The following is a 20,725-nucleotide window of genomic DNA, read 5'->3' as shown; positions in this document are numbered from 1 at the left end:
AGGTCGGTCCCCTCGCACGCTGGACAACGCATCCTATCCTCCCCGTCCCAAATCAAAGGAACACAGAAGAATCCAAAACGCGCCTCGTGTAAACAGTCCCGCCTGCGCGGGGGTACGCAATCGGCTGGGAAGCGACGTTACCACCACCCTCCCATCAATGCCGGAAGTGGCGCATCCCCGTGAACACCATCGCCAGCCCCGCGTCGTCGGCCGCCGCGATGACCTCTTCGTCGCGGATAGATCCGCCCGGCTGGATCACCGCCGTCGCGCCTGCCTCGACCGCCGCCAGCAGCCCGTCGGCAAACGGGAAGAAGGCGTCCGACGCAACCGCCGACCCGATCGTCCGCGCCTCGCTCCAACCGGCCTTGTCGGCGGCGTCCTTCGCCTTCCACGCGGCGATGCGCGCCGATTCCAGCCGGTTCATCTGCCCCGCGCCGATGCCGGCGGTGCTGCCGCCCCTGGCATAGACGATCGCGTTCGACTTGACGTGCTTGGCGACGGTCCATGCGAACCGGCAATCGGCCATTTCTTGTTTCGTCGGCTGACGCTTGGTCACGACCTTCAGCTCGACCTGATCGAGATTGCCGGCATCGCGCGACTGGACCAGCAGCCCACCGGCGATGGTCTTGACGGTGAGACCGCCGCGTGCCGGATCGGGCAATTCGCCGGTCAGCAGCAGGCGCAGATTCTTCTTGGCGGCGAACACCGCCCTGGCCTCGTCATCGGCATCGGGGGCGGCGACGACTTCGGTGAAGATGCCGCTGATCGCGCGCGCGGTTTCGCCGTCGAGCGGGCGGTTGACGGCGATGATCCCGCCGAACGCCGACACGCTGTCGCAGGCCAACGCCGCCTGATACGCCTCGATCAGCGTGTCGCCGGTCGCGACGCCGCACGGATTGGCGTGCTTGACGATGACGACGGTCGGCGGGCCGTCGCGAAATTCGCTGACCAGCTCCAGCGCGGCATCGGCATCGTTATAGTTGTTGTAGCTCAGCGCCTTGCCCTGCACCTGTTCGGCCTGCGCGATGCCGCGCGCCGCCGGCCCGCGCGGGATATAGAGCGAGGCCGACTGATGCGGATTCTCGCCATAGCGCAGTTCAGCGCCGCGGGTGAAGGCGAGGGGGAGCGTGTCGGGAAACGCCTGCCCCTGATCGGCAAAGGCGAACCATTGCGCGATCGCCGAGTCATAGGCGGCGGTCGCGGCATAGGCTTTCGCGGCGAACCGGCGACGCGTGGCAAGGCTGGTGCCGCCGTTCGCGTCGAGTTCGGCGATCAGCGCGGCATAGTCGGCGGGATCGGTGACGATCGCCACCGCATCATGGTTCTTCGCGGCCGACCGCACCATCGACGGCCCGCCGATATCGATATTCTCGATGATCGTGTCGCGGTCGGCACCCTTGGCCACGGTCGCTTCGAACGGATAGAGATTGACGACGACGATATCGATCGCGCCGATGCCGTGTTCCTTCATCGATGCGACATGCTCGGCATTGTCGCGCACCGCCAGCAACCCGCCATGGACGATCGGGTGCAGCGTCTTGACCCGGCCGTCCATCATTTCGGGAAAGCCGGTCAGGTCCGAAATGTCGCGGACGGTGAGGCCGGCATCGCGCAGCGCGGCGGCGGTCCCGCCGGTGGACACCAGTTCGACACCATGGCGGCTGAGCGCGGTGGCGAGGTCGACGATGCCGCTCTTGTCGGAAACCGAGAGGAGCGCGCGCTGTGCGATGACATGATCCATGGGCGCGCCCTTTCGCGCGAATGGCGCGGCGGGGCAAGGGGGTGGGGGTGCGACCTTTGGGTGGCAGGAACGTCGTCGATTTGCGATAGGTTGGCGTCGCCCCCTTATGGAACGCCAAGAGAATTCGGAATGCGTGGAGCGCGTCTGCCGGTTGCCGTTTCGATCCTGCTGGCGGGTTGCTCCCCTTCGGCGATGGACATGGATAGACAGATCAGGGATGCGCAGCGGGTGTCGAAATTCGGGCCAGTCGCCGATTGGCCCCTTTCGACGGCAAACTGGTCGAAGGCGACGCCGGCGATGCGGGATGCCGCCTATCGCTTCTGCATGGAACGTCACGGGGCGGCTGCTACCTGTTTCGACGAACAGGATTATGCGCTCATCGCCGCCAACCATATCGAAACCAACGCCCGTAACGCAATTCGCCGCAAAACCGGCGATCCCGTCTTCGATTCTATTCGCGCCCGACCGGCGGCATTCGACCACGCAAGGCGCTATTGTTTCTCGGTGTATTCGGATGCCGGCGGGCAAGATGCGCGGATGCTCGGACCATGTCTATCCAGCGCGACCGGGTCTGATTTCTTCGCGATCGTACCTGTTCCCTGACGCCAGACGGTGCCTCGGCCAGGGTCCGGTCATGCTCCAGCCATCAGGATTCTTTCTGTTGCGATGCCCGCCGGACGAATATTCCGGGAACTCAACGATAACGGTACAAGCGCAGCCGATAGACTTTCTGGTCGGCCGTATCGGTCGAGAACAGGCGCAGCCCCTGTCCTTGCCCCGTTTCGTCACCGTTCAGCCGACGACCGATCCGCGGAGCACCGGTGCCAACGAGGAACTGCTCGTCGACACTCTCGATCCCGACGACCGGCGCGCCCGGTCGGTCGGTCGTGAAGGATAACTGCATGTCGCCCGCGCCGACGACGATGAACTCTTCAGCGCCGGTCTGCAGAAACATCGCCGCTACCCGGCTGAGCGGATCGAGCTTGCCATCGGGACCCGTCGCGCGCTGCACGTCGACGACATAGTCGCCGATCCGCCCGCGACCCGACCGCTGGGCACCGCCTTCGAGGATGACCGTCGAGACCGTCCCCTTTGCCTGAGCGTCGAGGATGCGCGGGGCGAGCGGAGCGAGCAGGCCGTAGAGATGCGCCATCGCCGGATCGCCTTCGCCCGCCGCCTGCAGCCCGATGCTCGCATCCCCCTGCAGCACCACGCCCTCGCCATCGATGCCGAAGGGGGAAAAGCCGATCGCACCGAGCGATCCGTAGCTGTAGAGCGCGTTCGCAGCGCCCGCGGCACCGCCGCGCGCCTCCGGCACCAGCAGCGGATTGTCCGGCCGCGCATATTGCGACGCCCAGTTCACATAGTCTTCGAAATAAATATCGGGGGCGAGGAAATCGAGCGAGGGCGCTCCCGCCTTGTAGATGTCGATCGCGAAGGGTAACGGACCGCCGGAATTATACTGGCCCGGCTGATAGTTCGGGCGAATCAACGCTGCATTGGTGAACATCGGCAGGGCGTATTCCGCCTTCCCGGCCGCCGTGACCTTTTCGATGAACGTCGCATAGTGCCAGGCCATGAACAGCGATTCCGTCATGCCGGTGTCGCCGAAGACCTCGCGCCACGTCCCTGCCCTCCGGGCACCGGCCCGCTCCCAGGCGGTGCGCAGTTCAGGGTAAATGCGGGCCCGATCGGCGGCGAGCCGTTCCATCAGCACCGTCGGGACAGGGCCGGCGAACGCCGCCTCGGCGGCCGGCGCATGATCGCGTGACTGCGGGATGACCCCGACCTCGTTCTCGACCTGCACGGAGATCACCGTCTGTTGCGCACCATCGGCCGTTTTCAGATGGCGCATCAGCCGGGCGAACGCCCGCGCATCCGCATCGCGCGCCGCGTCGGAAAAGGTGGACAGCCGCTCGGTGCCGCGCCCGTCGGCGGTCAGCATGCGTGCGAAACGGGTCTGGTCCCGCTTGACCCAGGCAGGAACGTAGCTGGAATAGGTGTTCTTCCAGCTGCCGAACCACAGCAGCACGACCTTCAGGTCGTGCGCGCGAGCGCCGCGCAACAGCCCGTCGAGCAGCGTGAAATCGAACTGTCCCTCGACGGGCTCGATCGTTTCCCATGCGATGGGCACCAGCACCGTGTTGAGGTTCATCGCCTTCAGCTTCGGCCAGACCGGCGCCATGTACGCGAGGTCACTACTGCTCGAATTATGGATCTCCCCGCCCAGGATCAGGAACGGCTTGCCCTGGACCACGAGCTGCGTGGCGTTCCCGCGTTGTTCGAGGTGCGGCGGCACCGGATAACGCGCCTGCGCGACGGCGGCGACCGGCGAGAGGCAGGAGAGCAGCGCGGTTACGAAGAAAAGCAGGCGCATTGGCATTTCCGATCGCAGGAACATGACCCTCCGCCCCTCAAAGAAATGGGCCGGTCGTAAAGACCGGCCCGAGTAGGCCTCCGGGGAGGGGAGGAAAGCAACCTCAGAACCGACCGCGCACACCGACCAGCAGCGTCCGGCCGGGGTTGTATTCGTTGAAGGTCGCGTTGGGGAACTGGAAGTAGCTCGATTGCGCTTCCTTGGTGATGTTGATGACGTTGACCACCAGCGTCGGCAGATAGTCGTTGCCGAGGATCTTGCCGAGATCGACATTGCCCGAGAAATCGAGCTGGCCGTAGCTGCGCCCGAAGATCGCCGCGTTGCCGATGCCGTTCTGGTTCAGAACCGACTGCTGCGACCCTTCGTTATAGGTATAGGTCAGCCGTGCCGACAGGCCGCTGCCCTCGTAATAGCCGGTCATCGTATAGGTGGTGGGGGCGACGCCCAGCGCGATCGCCGGCGCGCCGGTGCCTTCGCCCTTCTGGTCGATCAGCGTCAGGTTGCCCTGCACACCGAAACCCTCCACGCCGATATAGCGCGTCAGGAAGTCGAGCGGCTGGGTGATCTGGAATTCCAGGCCGTTGACCTTCAGCTTGCCGTTGGCGTTCACCTGTTGCTGGATCTGGATCAGCACCTGTTCGGGCGCGATGCCCGAGGGGCGCGCCCGGTCGATCAGCGCCTGCTGCTGCGCCTGCGTCAGCGACGAGAAGGTGATGCCGAACGGTTCGAGCGTCGAGAAGGGAACGGTATTGACGCCGTTGATCGTGAAGCCGGTGATCGACTTGCGGAACGCCGCAAACGCGATGACGCCTTCGCCGCCGGTGTAATATTCGAAGCCGAGGTCGATATTGTCCGAGATATATGGGTTGAGCGCGTTGTTGCCGAGCGTGCCGACATCCGCCGAGGGCTGGACGAAGCTGGCGCCGGGCAGCAGCTGGTTCGGATCGGGCCGGGTCATGGTGCGGGAGATCGACCCGCGCGCCACCGCCTTGCGCCCGAAGTTGTAGGCGACGCTCGCCGAGGGCAGGAAGTTGGAATAGAGCCGGTTCGTCTCGGTGAAGTTGACGATCGGCGCATAGCACGAACCGTCGAGCGCGAAGGTCGGGCTGACGCCCGGGCAGGTCACGCCGCCCCGCGTGTTGAGCGGGTTGGGGATGGTGGTCCGACCGCCGACGATCTGTTCGGTGCGGACATAGCGGACGCCGCCGTTCAGCCGCAGCGTATCTTCGTCGCCGATGTCGAACACGCCGTTCATCTCGACGAAGGTACCGGTCACCTTTTCGCGGATCAGGCCGCCATTGGCACCGCTGCTGCCCGCGCCGGTTTCGGTCGCACCCGCCAGAAGCGCGTCATAGCCGGTCGCGGCCTTCACCTTGTCCCAGTCGACGGTGACATAGCCATTGTCGCCGGGCAGCAGGAACGACGGCACGGCGGCGGTCGGGATCAGCGAGCCGCGATAGACCAGCGGTGCGCCGCCGAGCGTCGCGGCGGTGCCATAGGCCGGATAGGTCGGATAGCCGCCGGGCACGACCGTGCCGGGCAGGTTCGCGCCGTCGCACGGCGGCTGGCGGTTCGGACCGGGCAGCACGACGCTGGGGTTGTTGCCGCAGATCGCGGCCTGCCACGGATTGGTATTGTCGAACGGCGTGATCCGGCGCTTGGTATCGTCATAGGCACCGCCGACGCGGACGCTGAACTTCGCCGCATCGCCGAATAACAGGCTGCCACGGATGCCGCGCGTCTCGGTCTCGCGCTCTTCACCGTTCAGGTTGACGCGGCCGCCGCCCGCCCAGCCGAAGTTGCGCGGGTCGTTCAGGTCGATGTTGCTGGTGATCGACGGGATGCCGCCGTCATTGGCATAGGTGACGGTCGTGCCACTGCTGGGCGGGGTGATGACGAGGAAGGTCGGGCTTTCGCGGCGGAAAGTGCTCTTCGTATAGTTCGCCTGCAGATCGCCCTTGATGAAGTCGTTGACCACGAACTCCACGCCGGGGTTCACGCCCCAATAGTCCTGCGTATCCTTGTAGGGACGATATTCGAGGAAGAACTGCGCATTGGCATAGGTGCCGCCGGTGACGGTGCAGCCGACCGAGCAGTTGGTCTGGTCATAGGTGGTGTTGAGCGGGATCGCGGCACCGTTGCGCACCGCCCAGTTCATCGCGGTGCGGGTGAATTCGGTATCGCGCTTGGCGTACATGCCGTCGACATAGAAATGCAGCGCGTCGCTTGGCCGCCATTCGAGGCTGACGAGGCCGTTATAGCGGGTGCGTTCACCGATCTCGGTGCGCGGCCGGCCCAGACGGGGCAGGATGCCGTTGTCGATCTGTTCGATCGTCGCACCGGGATTGTTGCGCAGCAGGAACGCCTGATCGATCACCGTACCGGTGACCAGGCCGTTGCCGGCATTGGCGGGCACCGTGCCCGGAATGGTGAAATTGCCGCCGCCGGTCGCGTTGCGGGTCGCGCTGCTGCTCTGCGCCGCGGTCAGGTTCGGGTTGGTCCAGCCGATCGTTTCGAACCCGTCGACGCGGAACTGGTTCTTGACCGCCGCGCCGCCGACGAGGATGCCGAAATCGCCGAAGGTGGCGCTGGCGAGCACATGGCCGCGATAGCCCCATTTGTCCGCGCTGCTGACCTTCGACCCTTGCAGGCCATAGCTGAGATAGGGCTTGGGATTGTCGAACGGCCGGGCCGAGCGCAGGTTGACGGTGCCGGCAGCACCCCCTTCGATCTGGCTGGCGGTCGGCGACTTGCTGACGGTCAGCTGGGTGAACAGCTCGGTCGGGATCAGGTCGAGATCGACCTCGCGATTGGTGCTCTGCGCATCGAAACGGACCGAGGCGATCGCGACCGGCGCGCCGTTCAGCAGCACGCGGGTGAAGTTGGTGCCGAGACCGCGGATCGCGACGTTCGCGCCCTCGCCGGTGACTTCGCGGCTGATGGTGACGCCGGGGATGCGGTTGACCGATTCGGCGATGTTGGTGTCGGGGAACTTGCCGATATCCTCGGCGAAGATCGTGTCGGTGAAGCCGATCGAGTTGCGCTTGGCATTCGTCTGGCTGGTCAGCGACGCGCGATAGCCGGTGATGACGATGTCGTCGTTGCCGGTGGCAGAGGCATCGGCGACCTCCTGCTCGGCCCCACCCGTCCCGGCCGGAACCGTCTGCCCCTGGCCTTGCGAGGATGCGGGGGGCGCGGCCGTATCGGTCTGCGCCAGTGCCGGCGACGCGACGGTCGCGATCAGCAGGAAAGCAGTCGATGCGCGCAGTTCACGCATGAAGATATCGCGAGACATACCCTTTTTCCATCTCCAGATGCCAGCTCACTCCTGGAGCCGTGCCTTGATGGATTATGGTAGCGGTAACGGACCCGCTGTCAACCAACTTGTCCGGCTAATTTATCAGACCTATTTTCCGAGTATTCGACCACGCCGTTCGGCGCTTCGCAGACGGACGGCAGCGAGTTCGTCGCATTCGGTCTTGGCCAACAGATGCTCGATGACAGCGTCGAGATGATCCCGCATCGCCTGCCGGGCATGATCCGGGTCCTGTGCGCGCAGAGCGTCGAGCACGGTACGATGCTCGTTGAGGCGCAACAGTTCATCACCACCACGTGCGCGCTGGTGGATTGTGCGGGCCAGCGGACAGCGGTCGCGCATGTTCCACAGATCGGTGACGACGCTCACCATCGCGGCGTTGCCGGTCGCCTTGGCGATGCAGAGATGAAAATCCCGATCCGCCCGTTCGCTGACGGCGACGTCCTCGTGCGTCATCACCTCCAACAACGCTTCCAGCTCGGCGAGTTCATCGGCCGCGATCCGTTGCGCCGCCAGCGCCGCCACCTCCGCCTCGATACTCCGCCGCGCCTCGAGCAGTTCGAATGCGCCGATATCGAGCGCGGCGACCCGGCCCTTCAATGCCGATGGTGCAACGACGTAGATGCCCGAGCCCTTCCGGATCTCGACCACACCCATGATTTCGAGTGCGACCATCGCCTCGCGTACGGTGGCCCTGCTTACTGCCAGGCTCTCCGCCAGATCGCGCTCGGTCGGCAGGCGCGCACCGATAGGAAAGGTGCCGGCATGCATTTGCCCCACAGCGAAGTCGATCACGCGCCGATAGAGTTTTTCGGAATGGGCCATGTTTTCCCTTTTGGTAAGCGTGTTCAGAATGGCACCTTGCGGTAACGCCGGCAGTCAGGATGTTTTTCGCCTTTAACGAGGGCGATGGCGGTGTGGGAAGATATTGGTTCTGCGATCCCCGGCGGATGGATACTGGTCCGGCGATCACGCGGCCGATCCGGAGCGTGCGCCCGGCGGAGGCCGGGGTGTGGGCGACGGACATCCCGTACACCCCCATGGCGCGCGGCTTCGTGTATCCCGTGGCGATCGTCGACTGGTTCACCGGGGGGCTCGCATGGCGGGTGTCGATTTCGCTCGACACCGGCCAAGGCAGCCAGTTCACCGGCCCACGACGCTGTGCAACAGCCGGGACCTTCGGCCCGAACCAGCGCATCGTCCGGGTCATCGACATGGATTTTCGCCTCTTTCGAAATATCCGGCAATGCCCCGCTGCACGCGCAACAGGCTCCACAATATGCTGCCCGCGATATCGGCACCCCGGCCGATCAGCAGCAGCCAGCGTCTGGCAAACAGCGAGAGCCGATGCACCTTGTCCGTCCGACGCGTGCCCGCAAGGTCGGCCGCAGATACCATCCGTGCCAGACGGCAGTTGCTCCCCGGCCGATGCCGAACTGCCGCGCCTGCCGCGCCGTCACCGCAGACAACGCCACCCTGGCCTTGATCGCGGCACGGTGGCTTCGGCGAGGCAGGTTGCTTATCCTGCCTTGTCCCTGCGACCGCATATGCGCGCCCGGAACGGTTCAGTCATGATGACCGGGAACATATCTGTAATGTACCGCCTTGTACCATGCCAGATCGTGTTCGGGCGGGGCAACGCCGACGGGAAGCGCGCGACCATTGACCGACATCCAGTAGGACAGGCTCGCATCGCGCCACCAGCGCGCCTCGCGTTCCTGTACGGCAAGATTGGTGGCGGTCTTCTGCCAGCGTTCGTCATCGACCAGCGCACGTACGCCATCCCATTGCCGTCGCATGTCACCGACATAGGCAACGCCGCGATCGTAATGCGATACCAGATCTTCCCACAACGTCTTGCCGGAAGGCATCTTCCGGTCCCATGCGACATGATGAAACCAGAGTAGTTCGCGCTCGGGCGTGTTCCCGGGATCTGCCAGCAATTTCGCGATCGCGGGCGAGTATTGCGAAACCGCGTCACTGCCGGTCTTCGTCCGGTCGAAACCGATGCCGTTCCGGTCGGCCTTGTGATAATAGACCGGGTTCCATTCCGGACGCTTGAGGTCGTCGACCCATGGTCCCGGCCCGTAATGATGCCCGGTCGCCATCAGGTGCGCCAGCCCGAGCGCGCCGGTATAGTCGACCACCGCCTCTCGCGAACCCATCATCATCCTGACCGCGGTATCGACGACGCGCGGGTCGGTACCCCATGTCTGCTGCGCCCATTCGCGCGCGATAGGCCGGGCGGTCAGAGTCGGGTCCCATGCCATCCGTCCGAAGACGTACCAATTGGCCTGGTTGAAGGTCGAGCCGGACCAGTCGCGGTCGCGCCCGATATTGGCGACGCCCGCCATGCCGGTCAGCACGTGCCCCTCGCTGCCGCCATCGATGACGGATGCGACCGTTTCCGCACCGCGCCCGGTCTTCGCCGCCAGCGCCTCCTCGAACAACGGGCCCAGATAGGCGAGGTGGGTCGCGAAGCCGAGATATTCCTTGGTGATCTGGAATTCCATCATCAGCGGCGTTTTGGGCATCGCGCCGAACAGGGGGTGGAACGGCTCGCGCGGCTGAAAGTCGATCGCCCCGTTCTTCACCTGCACCATGACGTTGTCGGTGAAGGTGCCGTCGAGCGGCTTGAACTCGGTATATGCCTGCTTCGCGCGATCGGTCGGATCGGTGTCCGCATAGACGAAGGCGCGCCACATCACGACGCCGCCGTGCGGCTTCACCGCGGCGGCGAGCATGTTCGCACCATCGGCGTGGGTCGCGCCATAATCGCGCGGACCGGGCTGCCCCTCGCTGTTCGCCTTGACCAAGAAGCCGCCGAAATCGGGGATGGCGCGATAGATTTCATCCGCCTTCGCCTTCCACCACGCCGCGACGTGCGGATCGCGCGGGTCGGCGGTCTTCAGCCCGCCCAGTTCGATCGGCGCGGAGAAGCGCGCCGACAGATAGACCTTGATCCCCCACGGACGGAACACGTCGGCCAGCGCCGCTGCCTTGGCGATGTAACGCGGGGTCAGGCTGTCGACCTTGGCATTGACGTTGTTGAGGACCGTGCCGTTGATCCCGATCGAAGCATTGGCGCGGGCGTAGTCGGTGTAACGGGGGTCGATCCGGTCGGGGAGTGTCCACCAGTCCCACAGCGAATCGCCTGCGTACCCGCGCTCGACCGTCCCATCGAGATTGTCCCAATGGTTGAGGACGCGCAGCTGCAACTTCGGCGTGCTGGTCAGCATGGCATTGGCGGGCGTTCCGCCGGTCGCGAGGTGGCGCAGCAGGGCAAACGCGCCGTAGAGCGCGCCGCGATCGCTGTTGCCCGCGACCAGCAGCGTCGGTTTGCCGCCGATCATGACGGGACGGATCAGATAGCCCTCATCGCCCAGCGTCGCGAACGGCAGATCGAGCGCCTTGACCATGGGGGTACCGCTGGTCGCCAACGTGACATGCATCGTGGACGGCAGACGGTTCGCCAGTTCCTGCCGCGCCAGCAGAAGCGTCGGGGTTTCGCCCAGCACGATCACCTGCGCGCCGACGCGTTGCATCGCGGGGGCCGTCAGCCACAGGCGGTAACCGTCCTCGGCGCGTGCCGCCCCGGCCAGAAAGAGCGCGAGCGCGCCCACGATTCCCGTACCTGCCCGCATCGAACCGCTCCTGTCATCTGATGGCGGCATTGACATCGCCGCTTCTGCTCGGCCATGTTACCGCTATCAGTATGATTGGCAAGTCCCGGCGATCGATCGGGACATTCGTCGAACGAGAGGATTTGCGCGTGTCCGCGACCCGTTCATCGACTGCGGTTATCGCGCGGGCGTTGCCTGCTCCGCCGTGCCCCGGGGCAGTGGCACCGGTGCCGTTTCCCGCAGCCTCCCGCCTACCCGTCCATCTCGATCCACGCGCGCCGGTCGGCCTGCGCGCCCGCGACGTGGTGCGGCCGGTCTGCCCCGACATCATCATGAACCGCCCGAAGAACCGCGACGCGCAGACCGTCGTGCCCGAAATCATCCGAGGAAAATCATGCCGATCATCACCGATGCCCGCGTCATCGTCACCTGTCCCGGACGCAATTTCGTAACCCTGAAGATCACCTGCGACGATGGTACGACAGGGGTCGGCGACGCGACGCTCAACGGCCGCGAGCTGGCAGTGGCAGCCTATCTGTCGGAGCATGTCGTGCCATGCCTGATCGGACGCGATGCCCACCGAATCGAGGATATGTGGCAATATCTGTACCGGGGGGCGTATTGGCGGCGCGGTCCGGTGACGATGACCGCCATCGCCGGCGTCGACATGGCGTTATGGGATATCAAGGGCAAGATCGCCGGGTTGCCGGTCTATCAGTTGCTGGGCGGCGCGGCGCGCGATGCGTGCATGGTCTATGCCCATGCCAATGGAACGTCGATCGAGGACACCATCGCCACCGCCGTCGCCGAGCGCGACAAGGGGTATAAGGCGATCCGGTTGCAATGCGGGGTGCCCGGGCTTGCCTCCACCTATGGGGTCGCGAAGCCCGGGCAACGCTATGAACCGGCCGATGGCGACCTGCCGAGCGAGGCGGTGTGGTCGACCGAGAAATACCTGCGCGTCGTGCCGGAATTGTTCGCCGCCGCGCGCGAGGCGCTGGGGCCGGACGTCCATCTGCTCCACGATGTCCACCACCGGCTGACCCCGATCGAGGCGGGGCGGTTGGGGCGCGATCTGGAGCCGTATCGCCCGTTCTGGATCGAAGACCCGACGCCCGCCGAGCATCAGGATGCCTTCCGGCTGATCCGCAAGCATACCACCACCCCGATCGCCGTCGGCGAGGTGTTCAATTCGATCTGGGATTGCAAGGCGCTGATCGAATGCCAGCTGATCGACTATATCCGCGCGACCGTCGTCCATGCTGGGGGCATCACCCACCTGCGCCGGATCGCCGCGCTTGCCGATCTGTACCAGATCCGCACCGGCTGCCACGGCGCGACCGACCTTTCGCCGGTCGCGATGGCGGCGGCGCTCCATTTCGGGCTGTCGATCCCGAACTTCGGGGTGCAGGAACACATGCCGCATTCCGCCGAAACCGATGCGGTATTCCCGCATCAATATCGCTTCGAGGATGGGATGATGCATCCGGGCACTGCGCCGGGGCTGGGCGTCGATATCGACGAGGCCCTGGCAGCAGGACACGAATACAAGCGCGCGTATCTGCCGGTGAACCGGCTCGAGGACGGAACCTTGTGGCATTGGTAAGACGGCTCGTTCCGGCGCGACGGTCACAGGGCGCGACAATCAGGATAGAGGGATAAGGACGGAAATGGGTGTCGTCACCGATGCGGCGCGACAGGCGCCCGAAACCGCCGCTATTGCCGTGCCCCGCCCGCGCGGTCGGGTGCGGTGGGTCATCTGCGCCCTGCTGTTCGTGGCGGTGATATTGTCGTATATCGACCGCCTCGTGCTGGGGGTGCTCAAGCCGCAGCTGGCCGAGCTCTATGGCTGGACCAACGCCGGCTATGGCGACGTCACCGGGTATTTTCAGGTCTTCTACGGAATCGGGTTCCTGCTGTTCGGGTGGCTGATCGATCGGATCGGTCCGAAATACGGCTATCTGCTGGCGATGGGCAGCTGGACGCTGGGGCATTTCGCGCAGACGCTGGCCACCTCGACCACCGGCTTCGTGATCGCGCGTATCCCGTTGGCGTTTGGCGAGGCAGGGACCTATCCATCGGCACTGGCCGCGGCGTCGCAGTGGTTTCCCCGCAAGGAACGCGCGCTGGCGATCGGCATCTTCAATGCCGGTGCCAATGTCGGTGCGGTGGTCACCCCGCTGCTGATCGGCTTCATCGTCACCGGGATGCTGCTCGACTGGCGGTGGGCGTTCATCATCACCGGGATGTTCAATCTGGTGTGGCTGTTCGCGTGGTGGCGGCTGTATCACAAGCCCGCCGACCACCCGACCCTGACCCGCGAGGAGCGCGCCTGGATCGACGTCGAGCCGCAACAGGACCATGGACGCGCTGGGTTCCTGCAGGTGCTGCGCCACCGCGAGGCATGGTCCTACATGGCGGGACGGTTCCTGATCGATCCGGTGTGGTGGACGTTCCTGTTCTGGCTCCCGGATTTCTTCAACAAGACCTATGGCTACGACCTGAAGCGTTTCGGACCACCGCTGGTCGCGATCTACATCCTCGCCGATCTGGGGGCGATCGCCGGCGGATGGTATTCGTCGCACCTGCTCAAGCGCGGCGTGTCGACCGGTGCCGCCCGCAAGCGGGCGATGTTCGTCTGCGCCCTGTTCGCGTTGCCGGTGATGTTCGCCGGACAGGCCAGCAACATCTGGATCGCAGTGACGCTGATCGGACTGGCCTGCGCCGCGCATCAGGGGTTTTCGACCAATCTGTTCGCACTGCCCGGCGACCAGTTTCCGCGGTTCGGACAGGGAACGCTGATCGGACTGGGCGGATTTGCGGGAGCGGTCGGCGGGTTCATCGCGTCGAAGTCGCTAGGCATACTGCTGGATACGATCGGCAGTTACGGGCCGTTCTTCGTTGCGTGCGGGGTCGCATATCTGGTTGCGTTGCTGGTCTTCCATCTGCTCAATCCGACCTATCGCAAGGTCGAATTGCGCGCGGACGATTAGGGCGATGACGGTGGTTCGACATGGTCCGGTCATGCCCTAGGCGGACAGCAATTTCGCGATCCATCGGCTGCGGTCGAACTGGCCGCAGACGATGACGATCGCGGCGGTGAGAGGTACGGCGATCAGTGCGCCGGCGATGCCCCAGACCCAGCTCCAGAACGTCATCGCAACGATGATCGCCAGCGGCGACAGCGACAGCTGCTTGCCCTGCAACAGCGGGTAGATCACGTTGCTGATCGTCATTTGCAGGATGACGAAGCCGACGAACACCAGGGCCGGCATTTGCCACCCGCCGAACTGGACGAAGGCGAACAGCACCGGCGGCACGATCCCGACGATGTTACCGATCACCGGCACGAAATTGAGCAGGAAGTTGAGAATTCCCCACACCAGCGCCAGCTCCAGCCCGGTCATCCACGACCAGAGCGCGGAGGCGACGCCGGTCAGGATGCTGGTGGCGAGCGTCGTGCCGAGATAACGGCGCACCTGACCCGAAATCTCCTCGCCGACCTCCAGCATGCCGCGCCGGGCACCGCCTTCGAACATCTCGTATAGCCGCCGCCGCAGCCGGGGCACTTCGGGCAGGCCGAGCATCACCACGATGCCGATGAAGCCGACATAGGTGACGAAGGCGTAGGCACCACTCGCCAGCATCTGCAACATCGCCACGATGCGCTGGCGGTTGATCGTTCCCGCGATCGGCACGCCGTGATCGGCCGCCCAGGCGGCAATCCGCGCATAGGCGTTCTCGAGCCCCGCCCATTGTGCCGACATCGCACCGATCACCTGCCCGATCGACAGGTACACCGCTGCGGCAAAGGCAGCGAGGATCGCGATCAGCGACAGGAGCGTCAGCGTATAGGCGAGCCATGACGGCATGTAGCGCCCGAGCCACCGCTTGAGCGGCCACAAGGCCGCGACGATGATCGCGGCGAAGGCGATCGGCATGATGACCGCGAACCCCGCTTGCAGCGCCGCGATCAGCAGGATCGCGGCGATGATCGTCAGCATGCGGTTGCGATAGCGGTCCTGCACCGAACCTTCCATCATTCGCTCAGCTCCTCGATCGCGGTACCGACATCGGCCATCGCTTCGGCATTGAGGCGGGCCCCGAGGAGCAGCGCCCAGGCGGACACCATCAGCCACAGCATCAACACGACCACGGCTGCGAGCGAGCCATAGGTATCGTCGAACCGCGCGACATGCGCGACATAGGTGCGGAACAGCAGCGTCGCGGCGAGCCACATCGCCACGCCGGCGATGGTGCCTGGCAAGGCGTCGCGCCATGCGATCGGCTTTTGGGCGGCGGGGGCGTAGCGATACATCAGGATCAATCCGGCACCCGCGCCGAGCGTCAGCGAGCCGAACAGGGTGGCCGCGGAGACGAACTGCGCGCCGGGCAGACCGTCCGGCACATAGCTTTGCAGGAACGCCAGGATCGACAACGACACGAGAGCCGTCAGCACGATCGCTGCGCAACCAAGCACCAGCGCGGTCGAGGCGAGTTGTCGCCTCAACCCGCGCCGCTCACGCTCGATCCGGTAGGCGAGGTTGATGCCGTGCAGCAGCGATCGTCCGGCGCGGCGCGCGCTGAACAGCGTTATACCGATCGAGACGATCAGCGTCGCGACCGAGGTGCGATCGGTGGTCAGGCTGTTATGCAATCCCCGCTCGATGATCGATCGCGCGTCGAGCGGCATGATTGCGGTCAGGGTGGACAGATTGCGCGCGACCGTCGCGGCCGGCACGAAGAAGCCATAGGCCCCCGCGACCAGCCCCACCAGCGGGACGATCGCGAGGAACGCCGCAAACGCGATCGAACTGGCCGCGATGCCGAAGTCGTCGCGCAGTCCGCCGCGCACCGTCCGGAACGAAAGCGCCGTCCAGCGCAGGAATATGGTCGTTGCCCCAAGCGTGCGCTTGCCTGTGGCTCCGTAAATGGCCCAAGCCATGCCGCTGTACCTCGATCGATCCCAACCGCCATGGGCGGGTGACGAGACCGTAACGATCATCCGCGACTTCGGTGACATTACCGGCAAAAAAGGAAGATGGACCAGATGATCTCGAAGGCGCGTATTGGCTGGCTGGTGCGCCGCGTTGCACGAAAGATCTGGTTCCGGGCGGCGGTCATCAGCGCGGCCAGCGTCGTGGTCGCCGCCCTTGCGGGGATCGTCGCGCGGGCAGTGCCGTATCACTTCACCGGCGACATCGGTCAGGACGCCGTTGGAACGGTGCTCCAGATCATCGCCTCGTCGATGCTGGCCGTCACGACGTTCTCGCTAACGGCGATGGTCAGCGCCTATTCGTCGGCTACCCAGCTGGCGACGCCCCGCGCGACGCAACTGCTGATCTCCGACCGCATGTCGCAGAATGCGCTCTCGACGTTTCTCGGGGCGTTCATCTTTGCCATCGTCGGCATCATCGGTTTGCAGACGCGCCTGTACGGTGGACAGGGCCGTGTACTGCTGCTGATCGCGACCGTGCTGCTCGTGGCGCTTGTCGTAATCACGCTGCTGCGCTGGATCGCGCATCTTGCCGCCTTCGGGCGGATGTCGGACGTGATCGACCGTGTCGAGGATGCGGCATGCTCCGCCATGCGGACGTTCGCCAGCGACCCCTTTGGCGGTGGACGACCGGCCGTGCCGCTCCCTGCCGGTGCGCGGCCGGTACTGTCGGACCGGATCGGCTATGTGACGTACATCGATTTCGATCGCCTCGCCGCGCGGGCCCGGCACCGCGATATCGCGGTGCACGTCACGGCGATCCCCGGCACATTGGTGCACAACGGCCGCCCGCTGCTGCACGTCGTGGGTGGCGACGACCGGGAACAGGACGGCGACCTTGCGAAAGCCTTCACTATCGAACGGCACCGCGATTTCGAGCACGATCCCCGGCTCGGCCTGATCGCGCTGGGCGAGATCGCCGGGCGGGCGCTCGCCCCTGCCACCAACGATCCCGGCACCGCGGTGGAGGTGTTGAACGCTCTTTTTCGAACCCTGAGCGAACTGCCTGCGCAGGGCGCGGTGCCGGACGATGATCGGCCGCCCGTCCACGTGGCGCGCCCCTCCGTCGAGGAGCTGGTTCGCGCCGGCTTCGCGCCGATCGTCCGGGAGGGGGCAGGCGAGGAGGAAGTGGCGATACGCGCCTTCAAGATATTGCTCGCGCTTGGGGAAACGCTGCCCCATGCCGGGCAGGTCACCCGGGCGCTCGCCGATGAACTGGCGCAGAATGTCGCGCGGGTGATGCTCGACACGGCGGCTGCGGCCAGAACGTTGGCCGTTCGTGGAGATCGATCGTAACGGCCGCCCCGAAATACCATTCTTCCGGGAAAGCCCGGACCGTCTCGCTGGCCATTCCCATCGGGACGCTTCAGAGCGGCGATACGGTGCGGCGTCCGATCCTGCGTGACCCGGCGTCCGGCCATGCCTGCCTGCTCTACCCTGAAAGCATCGGCTGCCGCCATGCTCCCCGATTCCACGGGATAGATGATGCCGGGCGCGAGGTGCTATCGTTCATTCCCGGCGTCGTGCCCTCTGATTTGGGGCATATTCGGACGATCGACGTCGATACGGCACGGCCGGGGGAGAGACTGTGGAATTTGCTCCGTCTGATGCTCGCCCTCGCCGTCCGGTGGCTGGAAGCGTGGGTGGTCAAGCGCAAGGCGAGTGCGACCGGAACGGGTCAGCCACTTTCCCGATCATCCAGCCCAATCGGGAAGGCTGGTCATGCCGTCCTGCTCACGCAACGGCACTCTCGGTATCTTTGATCCATCCCGCCGCTTTGAGGTGCGTTACGGCGGATCGCGCAACTGGCGCGACCAGGCCGTTGGACAGTCGTACGCGCATTGCGCGAGCGTTTCCCTCGACGGCGGTGACGGCGTGAGCCGCCACCCACCAGGATCGATGCGTGCGTAGTCCGTCGACCCTAACCGCCTCGATCGCACGGCCGAGCGGCATGAGGATCAGTTCGGAGCCGGCGGGGCGGTGCACGCGAACATAATGGTCCTCCGGCCGCCCTACCGCGCCCGGTGGAACCGCCACGAAAAGTCATGGCCCCCCGCCGGCGTCGCGCCCGACAGCACCAGCTGGAACGTCGCTACGGCCAAGCCGCTGTCGTCGATCCACAGGCTTTCCTCGACGCCCAGCGTCGCGCCCTTGCAGCGGAATTGCCAGACGGGACCATCGGGCACGCGCAGGAACGCGGCCTGCCCGTCGGGGGTCGGGGCGATCTCGATGCCCGGGGCCAGGTGAAAGCGCGCGACGAAGCTGGTCTCGCCCTTGCGCCCGCGCCGGCCGGTCGGGATCAGCATGTCCTCGCCCTGCACGTCGCGGCCATCGGCGCTGAGCGTCAGCACGCGGCGATGCTGGAACCCCAGCCGCTTGGCATAGCCGTCATGCGCGACCTCGATCCGGCTGATCGCGTCGCTTTCCTGCCGGGCCATGTCGACCACGCCGACGCCCTTGCCCAGCGACCCGTCGGCATGGATCGCGGTCGAATTGGTATCATCCAGCACCAGTGTCGAATGGGCGGCGGTCGTGCGCAGCGCGCGGCGCAGATCGCTCGACAGCGTCAGCAGCGCCGCCGCCGCCCCGCCGCAATTCACCACGATGCGCTGGCCTTGATCGGACAGTTCGAACGCCAGCGTCGACGCGCAGCCTTCGCGGGCGGCGCGCGCGACCGGCGGCGGCGCGGAATCGACGATCAGCACGGTGCGCCCCGCCGCCAGCCGCTGATAGCCCCAGTCGCTGGCATGGCGTAAGGGGCGGGTGCGCACGCCGGTCGCGGCGACGACATCGGCGATGCGGTCGCCTGTCACCGGTCCCGATCCCTGCCAGCAGGCCAGCCCACCCTCGCCATGCGCCACGCCGAGCAGCGCCGCGACCATCCGCGTCAGCGCCAGTTGCTGCGCCTCGGGCACGTCGAGCCGCCGCGCGGCATAGATTTCGCGCAGGGCGGTCAGCGTCATCACCACGTCGAGCTGGTCGGCGGGCGACCGGCTGACGATGCCGCCATCGTCGAACACACCGGTGGTCAGCGCCCGCGCCAGCCCGTTCTCGCCGAAGCCGCGCCGCGGATCGCCGCCCGGTATGACGAGGCCGGCGGCGACCACCCCGGCCCAAGCGGTGATCGCGCGGATGCCCGGCGGTGCCTTGCCCGCCTCGCCGTCCAGATGCCGGGCGGCGCGGGCGATGGTGTTGAGCACGCGCGAGCGATAGACGAGGTCGGTCGACGACAGGATCAGCGGCGCGTGCGCGATCCAGAACAGCATCCTCCGCCCGGTCAGGTGCGCGCTCCACGCCGGTTCCGACACCCGGTCGCCATGCGCGTTCAGCCATTGCAGCATCAGCGTCTCGGCGATCGGCACCGCCGTCACCCGCGGCGCGACGCTCGACAGGTCGCGCAGCCATGCAAAGCCGTGCAGATGCTCGGCGAACGCCGCCGAGAATTTCGGCCGGTCGAGCCCCAGCCGGTCGATCGGGACGCTTTCGCCGCGGAACATCAACTGCCCTGCCAGCAGCGCCTGTCCGCGCGCCAGATCGCCGAGGAACGGATCGTCGGCGATCGCGATCAGCTTGAGCGGATGCCGCCCCTTCAGCCGCAGCCCGTGCAGCGGCGTGCGCCATGCCAGCCGTTGCAGCTTTTCGGCGATCCGTTCGGACAGCGACAGTCCGGTGCCGCCGCCCTGCCGGACCAGCCGTTTGCCGACGTCGATGCCGTCACGCGGTTCGTCGATCGGCTGGGGCGGGGTCATGCGCCCCGCAATGCGGCGATGTTCGCGGCATAGGCGGTCGGCCCGCCGGTAAAGGTGGCGGTGCCGGCGACGAGGCAGTCGGCCCCGGCCGCGATCGCCTTCGGCGCGGTCGCGCGGTCGATGCCGCCATCGACCTGCAGATCGATCGGCCGCCCGGTCGCGTCGATCCGCGCCCGCAACGCTTCGATCTTGCGCAACTGGCTGTCGATGAACTTCTGTCCGCCGAACCCCGGATTGACGCTCATCACCAGCAACAGGTCGGTAAGATCGATCACCTGATCGACGACCTCGACCGGCGTCCCCGGATTGAGCACCACGCCGGCGCGCTTGCCCAGTGCCTTGATCCGCTGGAGCGTGCGGTGGAGGTGAGGCCCCGATTCCGGGTGGACCGACAATATGTCGGCCCCGGCCTCGGCGAATGCTTCGACCAGCGGATCGACCGGCGATACCATCAGGTGGACGTCGAACGGCTTGGCCGAATGCGGGCGCAGCGCCTTCACCACCGCCGGTCCGATCGTCAGATTGGGGACGAAATGCCCGTCCATGACGTCGATATGGATCCAGTCCGCGCCCGCCGCGTCGATGGCACGGACTTCCTCGCCCAGCTTGGCGAAATCGGCGGACAGGATGGACGGGGCGATACGGACGGGCTGCATGAATTTCGTCCTAGCATGGTCTCATGATGCGGCAAGGGAAGGACAGGGGAAGAAAAGAGAATTGGTTCACGCGAAGGCGCGGAGACGCGGAGAGAAGAAGGGTTTATCGTGCAAAGGCGCAAAGGACGCTGAGAGGGCACATGCTTTGCCGCGGTAGCGGCCTTCTTTTCGAAGCGTCTTCCGACCGCAGAGGACCTCGCCGGACGCGCAACCCCTTCGCGTCCTTTGCGCCTTTGCGCGAACAAACATCCTTCTTCTCTCCGCGCC

15 protein-coding genes and 1 pseudogene are annotated in these 20,725 nt (G+C 65.8%); 6 read left to right on the top strand and 10 right to left on the bottom strand.

Annotation, left to right across the window (positions count from 1 at the left end; all coding sequences use genetic code 11):
- Positions 1 to 154: 154 nt before the first annotated feature.
- Positions 155 to 1,741 (bottom strand): bifunctional phosphoribosylaminoimidazolecarboxamide formyltransferase/IMP cyclohydrolase, encoded by a 1,587-nt coding sequence (gene purH / locus ASE50_RS09070; protein WP_056398863.1) that lies wholly within the window; start codon positions 1,739 to 1,741, stop codon positions 155 to 157.
- Between the two features lie 129 nt (positions 1,742 to 1,870).
- Here purH and ASE50_RS09065 point away from each other — a divergent pair, with 129 nt between their 5' ends.
- A complete protein-coding gene (locus ASE50_RS09065) occupies positions 1,871 to 2,344 on the top strand; it encodes a hypothetical protein (protein WP_156347450.1) in 474 nt (157 codons plus the stop codon).
- Positions 2,345 to 2,435: 91 nt separating this feature from the next.
- Here ASE50_RS09065 and ASE50_RS09060 read toward each other — a convergent pair whose 3' ends face one another.
- The 3 genes from ASE50_RS09060 to ASE50_RS09050 all read right to left on the bottom strand — a co-directional run bounded on the left by ASE50_RS09060 (position 2,436) and on the right by ASE50_RS09050 (position 8,259).
- Positions 2,436 to 4,118, bottom strand: a complete 1,683-nt coding sequence (locus tag ASE50_RS09060) for a DUF5597 domain-containing protein (protein ID WP_056398858.1) — start codon at positions 4,116 to 4,118, stop codon at positions 2,436 to 2,438.
- A 103-nt stretch (positions 4,119 to 4,221) separates the two neighbouring features.
- Positions 4,222 to 7,413, bottom strand: coding sequence for a TonB-dependent receptor (locus tag ASE50_RS09055; protein ID WP_056398843.1), 3,192 nt, complete (start codon positions 7,411 to 7,413; stop codon positions 4,222 to 4,224).
- A gap of 111 nt (positions 7,414 to 7,524) precedes the next feature.
- A complete protein-coding gene (locus tag ASE50_RS09050; protein WP_056398841.1) occupies positions 7,525 to 8,259 on the bottom strand; it encodes a FadR/GntR family transcriptional regulator in 735 nt (244 codons plus the stop codon).
- 185 nt (positions 8,260 to 8,444) lie between these two features.
- Here ASE50_RS09050 and ASE50_RS19745 point away from each other — a divergent pair.
- Positions 8,445 to 8,561, top strand: a pseudogene (locus ASE50_RS19745) (IS3 family transposase); the annotation flags it as partial.
- 438 nt (positions 8,562 to 8,999) lie between these two features.
- Here the strand turns inward: ASE50_RS19745 and ASE50_RS09040 are convergent.
- Positions 9,000 to 11,078 carry an alpha-glucuronidase family glycosyl hydrolase gene (locus tag ASE50_RS09040; RefSeq protein WP_056398837.1) on the bottom strand — a complete coding sequence of 693 codons (2,079 nt, stop codon included), beginning with the start codon at positions 11,076 to 11,078 and terminating at the stop codon, positions 9,000 to 9,002.
- A gap of 20 nt (positions 11,079 to 11,098) precedes the next feature.
- On the opposite strand from ASE50_RS09040, the gene ASE50_RS19035 reads away from it, so the two are divergent.
- The 3 genes from ASE50_RS19035 to ASE50_RS09030 all read left to right on the top strand — a co-directional run bounded on the left by ASE50_RS19035 (position 11,099) and on the right by ASE50_RS09030 (position 14,050).
- Positions 11,099 to 11,509 (top strand): hypothetical protein, encoded by a 411-nt coding sequence (locus ASE50_RS19035; protein ID WP_162236184.1) that lies wholly within the window; start codon positions 11,099 to 11,101, stop codon positions 11,507 to 11,509.
- The gene (manD, locus tag ASE50_RS09035) at positions 11,452 to 12,663 is read left to right on the top strand and encodes a D-mannonate dehydratase ManD (protein ID WP_056398832.1); all 1,212 of its coding nucleotides are present in this window, start codon (positions 11,452 to 11,454) and stop codon (positions 12,661 to 12,663) included. Before ASE50_RS19035 ends, manD begins: the two co-directional genes overlap by 58 nt.
- Before the next feature lie 64 nt (positions 12,664 to 12,727).
- Positions 12,728 to 14,050 carry an MFS transporter gene (locus tag ASE50_RS09030; RefSeq protein ID WP_056398829.1) on the top strand — a complete coding sequence of 441 codons (1,323 nt, stop codon included), beginning with the start codon at positions 12,728 to 12,730 and terminating at the stop codon, positions 14,048 to 14,050.
- A 36-nt stretch (positions 14,051 to 14,086) separates the two neighbouring features.
- Here ASE50_RS09030 and ASE50_RS09025 read toward each other — a convergent pair whose 3' ends face one another.
- Both ASE50_RS09025 and ASE50_RS09020 read right to left on the bottom strand, forming a co-directional pair.
- Positions 14,087 to 15,100 (bottom strand): AI-2E family transporter, encoded by a 1,014-nt coding sequence (locus ASE50_RS09025; protein ID WP_082438932.1) that lies wholly within the window; start codon positions 15,098 to 15,100, stop codon positions 14,087 to 14,089.
- Complete coding sequence (locus ASE50_RS09020; protein WP_056398823.1) at positions 15,097 to 16,002, bottom strand: YihY/virulence factor BrkB family protein; 906 nt, start codon at positions 16,000 to 16,002, stop codon at positions 15,097 to 15,099. The genes ASE50_RS09025 and ASE50_RS09020 overlap by 4 nt, the downstream gene beginning before the upstream one ends.
- Positions 16,003 to 16,098: 96 nt before the next feature.
- Between ASE50_RS09020 and ASE50_RS09015 the strand changes: the two genes are divergently transcribed.
- Positions 16,099 to 17,349 carry a DUF2254 domain-containing protein gene (locus tag ASE50_RS09015; protein ID WP_235512273.1) on the top strand — a complete coding sequence of 417 codons (1,251 nt, stop codon included), beginning with the start codon at positions 16,099 to 16,101 and terminating at the stop codon, positions 17,347 to 17,349.
- 438 nt (positions 17,350 to 17,787) lie between these two features.
- On the opposite strand, the gene ASE50_RS18265 is transcribed toward ASE50_RS09015, so the two are convergent.
- The 3 genes from ASE50_RS18265 to rpe are packed head-to-tail and all read right to left on the bottom strand — an operon-like array spanning position 17,788 to position 20,458.
- The gene (locus ASE50_RS18265; RefSeq protein WP_082438930.1) at positions 17,788 to 18,090 is read right to left on the bottom strand and encodes a LytTR family DNA-binding domain-containing protein; all 303 of its coding nucleotides are present in this window, start codon (positions 18,088 to 18,090) and stop codon (positions 17,788 to 17,790) included.
- On the bottom strand, positions 18,066 to 19,802 hold the full coding sequence (locus tag ASE50_RS09010; protein ID WP_056398821.1) for a heparinase II/III domain-containing protein: 1,737 nt from the start codon (positions 19,800 to 19,802) through the stop codon (positions 18,066 to 18,068). The genes ASE50_RS18265 and ASE50_RS09010 overlap by 25 nt, the downstream gene beginning before the upstream one ends.
- Positions 19,799 to 20,458 (bottom strand): ribulose-phosphate 3-epimerase, encoded by a 660-nt coding sequence (gene rpe / locus ASE50_RS09005; protein WP_056398818.1) that lies wholly within the window; start codon positions 20,456 to 20,458, stop codon positions 19,799 to 19,801. The genes ASE50_RS09010 and rpe overlap by 4 nt, the downstream gene beginning before the upstream one ends.
- Positions 20,459 to 20,725: the final 267 nt, after the last annotated feature.

The organism is Sphingomonas sp. Leaf5 (assembly GCF_001421155.1).
Taxonomy (GTDB): Bacteria; Pseudomonadota; Alphaproteobacteria; order Sphingomonadales; family Sphingomonadaceae; genus Sphingomonas.
This window is presented reverse-complemented; position numbering and strand designations above follow the sequence as displayed.

Excerpts from the sequence above, each read along its gene's own strand:
- purH (WP_056398863.1), bottom strand. The coding sequence starts at position 1,741 with ATGGATCATGTCATCGCACAGCGCGCGCTCCTCTCGGTTTCCGACAAG.
- ASE50_RS09065 (WP_156347450.1), top strand. The coding sequence starts at position 1,871 with ATGCGTGGAGCGCGTCTGCCGGTTGCCGTTTCGATCCTGCTGGCGGGT.
- ASE50_RS09060 (WP_056398858.1), bottom strand. The coding sequence starts at position 4,118 with ATGCGCCTGCTTTTCTTCGTAACCGCGCTGCTCTCCTGCCTCTCGCCG.
- ASE50_RS09055 (WP_056398843.1), bottom strand. The coding sequence starts at position 7,413 with ATGTCTCGCGATATCTTCATGCGTGAACTGCGCGCATCGACTGCTTTC.
- ASE50_RS09050 (WP_056398841.1), bottom strand. The coding sequence starts at position 8,259 with ATGGCCCATTCCGAAAAACTCTATCGGCGCGTGATCGACTTCGCTGTG.
- ASE50_RS09040 (WP_056398837.1), bottom strand. The coding sequence starts at position 11,078 with ATGCGGGCAGGTACGGGAATCGTGGGCGCGCTCGCGCTCTTTCTGGCC.
- ASE50_RS19035 (WP_162236184.1), top strand. The coding sequence starts at position 11,099 with ATGGCGGCATTGACATCGCCGCTTCTGCTCGGCCATGTTACCGCTATC.
- manD (WP_056398832.1), top strand. The coding sequence starts at position 11,452 with ATGCCGATCATCACCGATGCCCGCGTCATCGTCACCTGTCCCGGACGC.
- ASE50_RS09030 (WP_056398829.1), top strand. The coding sequence starts at position 12,728 with ATGGGTGTCGTCACCGATGCGGCGCGACAGGCGCCCGAAACCGCCGCT.
- ASE50_RS09025 (WP_082438932.1), bottom strand. The coding sequence starts at position 15,100 with ATGATGGAAGGTTCGGTGCAGGACCGCTATCGCAACCGCATGCTGACG.
- ASE50_RS09020 (WP_056398823.1), bottom strand. The coding sequence starts at position 16,002 with ATGGCTTGGGCCATTTACGGAGCCACAGGCAAGCGCACGCTTGGGGCA.
- ASE50_RS09015 (WP_235512273.1), top strand. The coding sequence starts at position 16,099 with ATGGACCAGATGATCTCGAAGGCGCGTATTGGCTGGCTGGTGCGCCGC.
- ASE50_RS09010 (WP_056398821.1), bottom strand. The coding sequence starts at position 19,802 with ATGACCCCGCCCCAGCCGATCGACGAACCGCGTGACGGCATCGACGTC.
- rpe (WP_056398818.1), bottom strand. The coding sequence starts at position 20,458 with ATGCAGCCCGTCCGTATCGCCCCGTCCATCCTGTCCGCCGATTTCGCC.